This window comes from Ruegeria sp. AD6 (assembly GCF_056542325.1).
This window is the reverse complement of sequence record NZ_JBQFZQ010000018.1, coordinates 19886-27257: the sequence shown is the minus strand read 5'-3', so window position 1 is coordinate 27257 and position 7372 is coordinate 19886. Positions and strand designations below refer to the sequence as shown.

Annotated in this window: 6 protein-coding genes; 3 read left to right on the top strand and 3 right to left on the bottom strand. The window is 59.8% G+C overall.

What is annotated here, in order from left to right:
- Nucleotides 1–253: 253 nt before the first annotated feature.
- Nucleotides 254–868 carry a protein-methionine-sulfoxide reductase heme-binding subunit MsrQ gene (msrQ, locus tag ACR0KJ_RS18940; RefSeq protein WP_170456681.1) on the bottom strand — a complete coding sequence of 205 codons (615 nt, stop codon included), beginning with the start codon at nucleotides 866–868 and terminating at the stop codon, nucleotides 254–256.
- 4 nt (nucleotides 869–872) lie between these two features.
- Entirely contained in the window at nucleotides 873–1775 is a 903-nt protein-coding gene (gene msrP / locus ACR0KJ_RS18935; protein WP_170456683.1) for a protein-methionine-sulfoxide reductase catalytic subunit MsrP, read from the bottom strand.
- A 245-nt stretch (nucleotides 1776–2020) separates the two neighbouring features.
- On the opposite strand from msrP, the gene ACR0KJ_RS18930 reads away from it, so the two are divergent.
- From ACR0KJ_RS18930 to ACR0KJ_RS18920, 3 genes are all read left to right on the top strand, one after another.
- A complete protein-coding gene (locus ACR0KJ_RS18930) occupies nucleotides 2021–2989 on the top strand; it encodes a hypothetical protein (RefSeq protein WP_170456685.1) in 969 nt (322 codons plus the stop codon).
- A 119-nt stretch (nucleotides 2990–3108) separates the two neighbouring features.
- Entirely contained in the window at nucleotides 3109–3924 is an 816-nt protein-coding gene (locus ACR0KJ_RS18925) for a cyclase family protein (protein WP_170456687.1), read from the top strand.
- A 96-nt stretch (nucleotides 3925–4020) separates the two neighbouring features.
- On the top strand, nucleotides 4021–4644 hold the full coding sequence (locus ACR0KJ_RS18920; RefSeq protein WP_480627407.1) for a class I SAM-dependent methyltransferase: 624 nt from the start codon (nucleotides 4021–4023) through the stop codon (nucleotides 4642–4644).
- Between the two features lie 51 nt (nucleotides 4645–4695).
- On the opposite strand, the gene clpB is transcribed toward ACR0KJ_RS18920, so the two are convergent.
- Entirely contained in the window at nucleotides 4696–7314 is a 2619-nt protein-coding gene (gene clpB, locus ACR0KJ_RS18915; RefSeq protein ID WP_480627406.1) for an ATP-dependent chaperone ClpB, read from the bottom strand.
- Nucleotides 7315–7372 lie beyond the last annotated feature (58 nt).

Genomic DNA, 7372 nt, shown 5'->3' with positions numbered 1-7372 from the left:
TCTCCGCCGCTCCCGCCGCGTCCCGAGCGCCTCAGCAGCGCCGGTGAAGGGCGTTCTAAGCATAACCTTTCATAGCCGCAAGCAGAAAAATCAGAAAACGGCGAAAAAACTTAGAAATCTCATTTTATCGCTTAAAAACAATAAGTTAGAAAGGCATTGAGCTACAGATGTGGCACACCAACACGCATCACATCGCAGGAATCAGGGGCGCTGTGATGTTATTCACGTGGTTACCCACAGACTCGGCTCAGACTCAGGCGGAATCGGCCTGTCTTGCGCGCGTCAAGAGACCTGACAGTGGCAATCTGAACGCCAGCAGGCCGAGAATGGCGGCAAGGTAGAGAAGCGGCTCAAGCTGGAAGCCTTTGGCCAACATGACATAATGAACCCCGCCCAGCAGAACCGCCGGGTAGACCAGCTTGTGCAGTTTGCGCCAGCGCGGACCCAGTCGGCGCACCGACCAGTTATTCGATGTCACAGCCAGGGGCAACAGCAGGGCAAACCCCGCCATGCCGACGGTAATATAGGGGCGTTTGACAATGTCCGCCCAGATCTGGCTGGGCAATTGTACGTCCAGCACCAGCCAGACCAGCAGATGTAGCGCGACATAGGCGAAGGCCAGAACCCCGATCGCACGGCGGAACTTGATGAGGTTCAGGCCGAGATGCTGACGCAGTGGGGTGACAGCCAGACCAAGGATCAAAAGCTGCAGGGCCAGTTCGCCCAACTCATGTTCGAGCGCCTTGATCGGCTCGACCCCTAATCCGCCGGTCAGGGCCAGATACAGAAACCAGGGGGCAGGCAATGCCCCCAAGGTATAGATCGCCCAAACAGGGATCTTGCGCAGTATCTGGTTCACCGCCTGCATCTGATCAGTAGTTCTCTTTCAGGTCCATGCCTTCGTACAGGCTGGCGACCTCTTGTTCATAGCCATTATACATCAGCGTCGGGACGCGCTTTGCAAACAGCCCGCCACCGATCTGACGTTCCGAGGCCTGCGACCAGCGCGGATGATCCACATTCGGGTTCACATTACTATAGAACCCGTATTCGCGCGGCGCGGACATGTTCCAGCTGGTGGGCGGCTCATCCTCGGTCAGGGTGATCTTCACAATCGACTTGATCGACTTGAACCCGTATTTCCACGGCACCACCAGACGCAATGGCGCGCCGTTCTGGTTCGGGATCGGGCGGTCATAGATGCCGGTCGCCATGATGGTCAGCGGGTGCATCGCCTCATCCAGACGCAGCCCTTCGCGATAGGGCCATTCGAGGATCGGGAAGCGCGTGCCGGGCATTTCGTCCGGGCGATAGGCGGTCTCGAACGCCACATATCTAGCACCTTCCTGCACGCCCGCCATGTTCAGCAGATCGGCCAGTTCGAACCCGTTCCACGGAATGACCATCGACCAGGCCTCGACACAGCGGAAGCGGTAGATGCGTTCCTCGATGGTCATCTCGGACAGGATGTCCTGAAAGTCATAGGTGCCGGGGCGGTCAACCAAACCGTCGATCTGCACGCTCCACGGCTCGGTCACCAGTGTATGAGCGTATTTCGCCGGATCATCCTTGCGGGTCCCGAATTCGTAGAAATTGTTATAGCTGGTGATCTCTTCCCAGGTGTTCGGCTTCAAAGCCTCCTGCGCCGCTGCGGGCCGTGCCATCGCGGTCAGTCCGACACCTGCCAGCCCAGCCATAACCTGCCGCCGGTTCAGAAATGCCGCCCGGGGGGTGACATCGGCATGTGTCAAAGTGTTGGTCCAGCGATGCGCCATTTGGATCTCCGTCAAGTTTCAGCGTCAAAGGTGACGTAATGCGCTGATAGCACAGAGCCAAGGAAACAGGCGTAACGATTGAGCGAACGGATTGTAACGTTCCGCGTGATCAATACTGGACCCCCCATAGGCATGGGTGCAACCGGAAGACACGGGCGTCGGGTCATGAGGTCAAAAAGCCTCTGGCCCGGAGACGCGCAATTCGATAGGCCGGTCACATCCATTGGTTGATCAGATTGCCCCCTATGCTTGTTTTTCAATCCTTCGCCCTGTCCTTTTCGATTCTTTGGCGGTTTGTCCTGACATTTCCGATTCTGGTCATCGGATTGCTTCTTTACGGGTTGGTCGGCGGGTTGATCGGCGGTCTGATCGGTTTCATCGCGCCCGGAGCCTTCTTGCTGATACTGTTTCTGATCAGCGCCTCATCCAGCGTGATTCCGATTCTGGTCGGGGCCCGTTTCGGGTTTCAATCCAAACATATGCGCCCAAGCCACGGTTATAAGGCACTGATTGTGCCTGCGCTTGCCTATGGTGCGGCCGAAGCCATGGTGATCGGGATTGCATCCGTTCCGGTCTTTGGGTTCTCGGGCCTGATGATGTCGCCGGCCAGCCTGGGCCTTGGTACCTTCGACAGCGAGGACCTTCTGAATATTGTGGCAAGACCCGAGACGCTGATTGCCATCTCGGTCCTTCCTTTTGTCGCTGTATGCGCGATCCGGGCCAGCCTGCTGGTGCCCATGGCATCAGCCTCGATCGGGCGGGATCCCGACAATCGCCCCTATACGCCATTTCTGCATTTCGGATCGTCTTTCTGGGAGCTGTTCGGCATCGTCGCGCTTAGCTACCTGTCCATTGTCGTGTTCTACTTTGTGATCTTTGCGCTGTTTCTGGTTCTGACAGCCACGGGCTCGCTCGAAACCTATCTGATGGAAATCGAGGCAATGTTGGACGGCAGCGAACCGTTTCGCTTTGACTGGTCGCTGGCTGCAATTATCGTCGTCTATCTGGTGGTCGCGCTTTGGAGCTTTAGCCTGCAATGCGCCGGTGGGGTCTTGGCCCATCTTCGGCTGGGCGGCGGTGCAGATCCGTTTGCCCCTATCGATCCGACCAAATTTGACGCAAAACCAGCCCCACCGCCGCCATCCAGTACAGGGCCGCGCATGTCTGCCGAAGACTTGCGGGCCTTGCGCAAAAGCCGTCAGTCCCGCCCCTGAAACGGCAGCGATCTTTACAAGCGCACAGACGGCGCGGCACTCTGTCAGGCAGGTGCCGTATCCCAACGCGGGAGCGGGGCCAGTAAATCGGCCTATCTGCCGCAACGGGAGGAAGACGAATGTGTGACATCTGTGTAATGAATGCCGTCAAGGACAGGATGCTGTCGCGACGCAGCTTTTTCAAAGCCGCCGCAGCCAGCGGAATAGCGGCCACCGCAACAGCCGCGACCGTTCCAGCAGCACTGGCGGCGGGTCATGGCGGGGTCGAGGATATGACCCACACGCTGAGCCCCGAGTTTCCGACCTGGGGCGGCGATCCGGGCATTTCAGCCGAGCAGGTCTTTAACTTTGGCGAACACGGCTTCAACCTGTTCAACCTGTCCATAAACGAGCACACGGGAACGCATATCGACGCCCCCCTGCATTTTTCGGCAGATGGCCTGTCGGTTGATGAAATCCCGGTCACCGATCTGGTTGCCCCCTTATGCGTCGTCGACATTGCCGCCCGCGCGGCCGAGGATGCGGATACGCGCGTCACCCCGGATGATCTGAAAGCCTGGATTGCTGCCAATGGCGACATTCCCGACGGGGCCTGTGTTGCCATGCATTCAGGCTGGGCGGGCAAGACGGCCACGGACGAGTTCCGCAATTTCGACGGTGAGGCACAGCACTATCCCGGCTTCCACGTCGAAGCCGCCCAGATGCTGATGGAGGATACCGGAGCACGCTCGATTGCCGTCGATACGCTGTCGCTGGATCACGGCATGTCCGCCGATTTCGCCACCCATTATGCCTGGTTGCCCTCGGGCCGGTTCGGGATCGAGTGTCTGGCCAATCTGGACCGCGTGCCTGCCTCGGGCGCAACGCTGGTCATCGGCGCGCCCAAGCATAAAGGGGGCACTGGCGGCCCGGCGCGGATATTTGCGTTGATCTGACATTTCCAACGCACAAGGAAACTGGCGCGTCAGACCGGCGGGCCAGTCACCTGTTACGTACCTCACAGGTCTTGGGCGCCGAGGACACACCACCCAATGGACAGGACGACCACGGATACCACCCTGCGCTATGACTCCGCCGCGCCGAAATGGCGGGATAAGATGCGCGTCCTTGGTTACTATGACGCGTATCTGGGATTTCTTTCGGCAGGCCAACGCACACCGCAGCATGAGGCGCGCGTTGTCGATGTCGGTGCCGGAACCGCATCATTCGCAGAGGCCTGGGTTGCCATTCATGGACCGCCCGGAAACATGACGCTGCTTGAGCCAAGCCCCATCATGCTGGCGCAAGGCCAAAATGCACTGCGCGTAAGGGGTGTTGAGCCAAATATTGCACAAGGGCTGCTCGGTTCCGTCGATCTTGAACCTGCAGATGTGGCGCTGGCGGCGCATGTGATCGAACACTGCCCGGACCCCATGCGCGCGCTTGAACACATACGCGATCTTCTGCACCCCCGCGGTCGGTTGTATCTTGTGGTATCAAAGCCGCATTGGTGCAATGCGATCATCTGGCTGCAATGGCGGCACCGCACGTTCGGCAGGGATGAGATACTAGGGCTTTTGGACCAGGCAGGATTTGAATGCGAACGCGAATACGCTTTCCCTGCGGGCCCACCATCCCGGACAAGCCGTGGAATACTGGTGCGTCGCAGAGGCTAGTTCCGAAGAAAAAGACCCGCCGATAGGGCGGGTCTTCTGGTTTCTGTTGGATCAATGCACCACGGCATCATTCGGGCGCGGGCGATCTGACGTGCCCAGCCTGTCGCCGATGATCAGCCCGTCCGACCCTGCGGTGACCGGAACGGTCTCGCCGTCCTTGATCTCACCGGCCAGCAAGGCCTCGGCCAGCGGGTTCTGCAGGGCGCGCTGGATCACGCGTTTCAGCGGGCGGGCGCCAAAGACCGGGTCATAGCCTTCATTCGCCAGCCATTCCTTGGCCCCATCATCCAGCGCCAGTTCGATCTTCCGTGCCGCCAGACGTTTCTGCAGGCGTGCCATCTGGATATCGACGATGCCATCCATGTCGGCCCGCTTGAGCCGGTCGAAGATGATGGTCTCGTCCAGACGGTTCAGGAACTCGGGCCGGAAATGCGCCCGGACCGCATCCATCACATCGCGTCGCGCCTGCGCACTGTCGGCCCCTTCGGGCAGTTGGCTCAGCGCCTGAGAGCCAAGGTTCGACGTCAGGATGATCAGCGTCTGCTTGAAGTCCACGGTGCGGCCCTGACCATCGGTTAGCACGCCATCGTCCAGAACCTGCAACAGCACGTTGAACACATCCGGGTGCGCTTTTTCGACCTCGTCAAACAGCACAACCTGATAGGGCCTGCGCCGCACGGCTTCGGTCAGCACGCCGCCCTCATCATAGCCGACATAGCCCGGAGGGGCACCGATCAGACGGGCAACCGCGTGTTTCTCCATGAACTCGGACATATCGATGCGCACCATCGCGTTGTCGTCGTCAAACAGGAAATTCGCAACGGCCTTGGTCAGTTCGGTCTTACCCACGCCGGTCGGCCCGAGGAATAGGAACGAGCCCAGCGGGCGGTTCTCATCATTTAGACCAGCCCGCGCGCGACGCACGGCGTTGGCGACAGCAGTCACCGCCGCATCCTGACCGATCACGCGGGAATGCAGATCGTCTTCCATCCGCAGCAGCTTCTCACGCTCACCTTCCAGCATTTTGGCGGTCGGAATACCCGTCCAGCGTTCGACCACGGAGGCTATCTGTTCCGGGCGCACCGTTTCCTCGGCCATCATGGCGTTGCTTTCGGCGTTCTCGGCCTCGGTCAGCTGTTTCTCAAGCTCGGGGATGATGCCGTAGGACAGTTCCCCCGCCTTTGCCAGATTGCCTTCGCGCTTTGCAATCTCAAGATCGGCGCGCGCCTTGTCGAGCTGTTCTTTCAGATCCCGCGCACCCGCAAGCTTGTCGCGCTCGGCCTGCCACTGAGCAGTCATCTCGGCGGATTTCTCCTGCAGATCGGCCAGATCCTTTTGCAAGGTTTCCAGACGATCCTTGGAGGCCGCATCATCCTCAAGCTTCAGCGCTTCTTCCTCGATCTGCATCTGCAGGATCTGGCGGTCGAGTTGATCCAACTCCTCGGGCTTGGAGTCCACCTCCATCCGCAGGCGCGACGCGGCCTCATCAACAAGATCGATGGCTTTGTCGGGCAAGAACCGGTCGGTGATATAGCGATGCGACAGGGTCGCCGCCGAGACCAGTGCCGAGTCCGAGATGCGCACGCCATGGTGCAGCTCGTATTTTTCCTTGATACCACGAAGGATGCTGATCGTGTCTTCGACCGTCGGCTCGGTGACCATCACAGGCTGGAACCGGCGCGCAAGGGCCGCGTCTTTTTCGACGTATTTGCGGTATTCATCCAACGTGGTCGCGCCGATACAGTGCAACTCACCACGGGCAAGCGCTGGCTTGATCAGGTTCGCGGCATCCATCGCGCCGTCGGATTTACCGGCACCGACCAGCGTGTGCATCTCATCAATGAACAGGATGATCTCACCGGCAGCCTCGGTCACTTCCGTCAGAACCGCCTTGAGGCGTTCTTCGAACTCACCACGGTATTTCGCACCAGCAATCAGCGCGCCCATGTCGAGTGCGAGTAGCTTTTTGTCTTTCAGCGATTCCGGAACGTCGCCGTTGACGATGCGCAGGGCCATGCCCTCGGCAATCGCGGTTTTACCGACGCCGGGTTCCCCGATCAGAACCGGATTGTTCTTGGTGCGGCGCGACAGAACCTGCATCGAGCGGCGGATTTCCTCATCCCGCCCGATGATCGGGTCAATCTTGCCCTCAGCCGCCGCCTCAGTCAGGTCGCGCGCATATTTCTTGAGTGCGTCATAGCCCTCTTCCGCCGACGCAGTGTCAGCGGTGCGGCCCTTGCGGATGTCGTTGATCGCTTCGTTCAGTTTCTGGGCAGATACGGCCCCGGCCTCCAACGCCTCCTTGGCTTTGGATTTCACCATGCACAGCGCCATCAACACGCGTTCGACCGGCACAAAGCTGTCACCCGCCTTGGTGGCAATCTTGGCGGCCTCGTCCAGAACCTTGGCGGTCTGGCCGTCCATGTAAATCTGGCTCGCGTCGCCGCTGACCTTGGGAATTTTCCCCATCGCGGCATCCAGCGCCTCGACCACGCGGTTCGGCGCGCCGCCTGCGCGGGTGATCAGGTTGCTGGCCAGCCCCTGATCGTCATCCATCAATGCCTTGAGTATATGTGTGGGCTCCAGCCTCTGGTGCCCCTCGCGCAGCGCAATCGTTTGCGCGGCCTGCACGAATCCCCGTGCCCGCTCGGTGAACTTGTTCAAGTCCATTGCTATTCTCCTTTTCCAAGCGCCCCGTTTTGATACGCCCGCTTGGCGGCACGCGTCG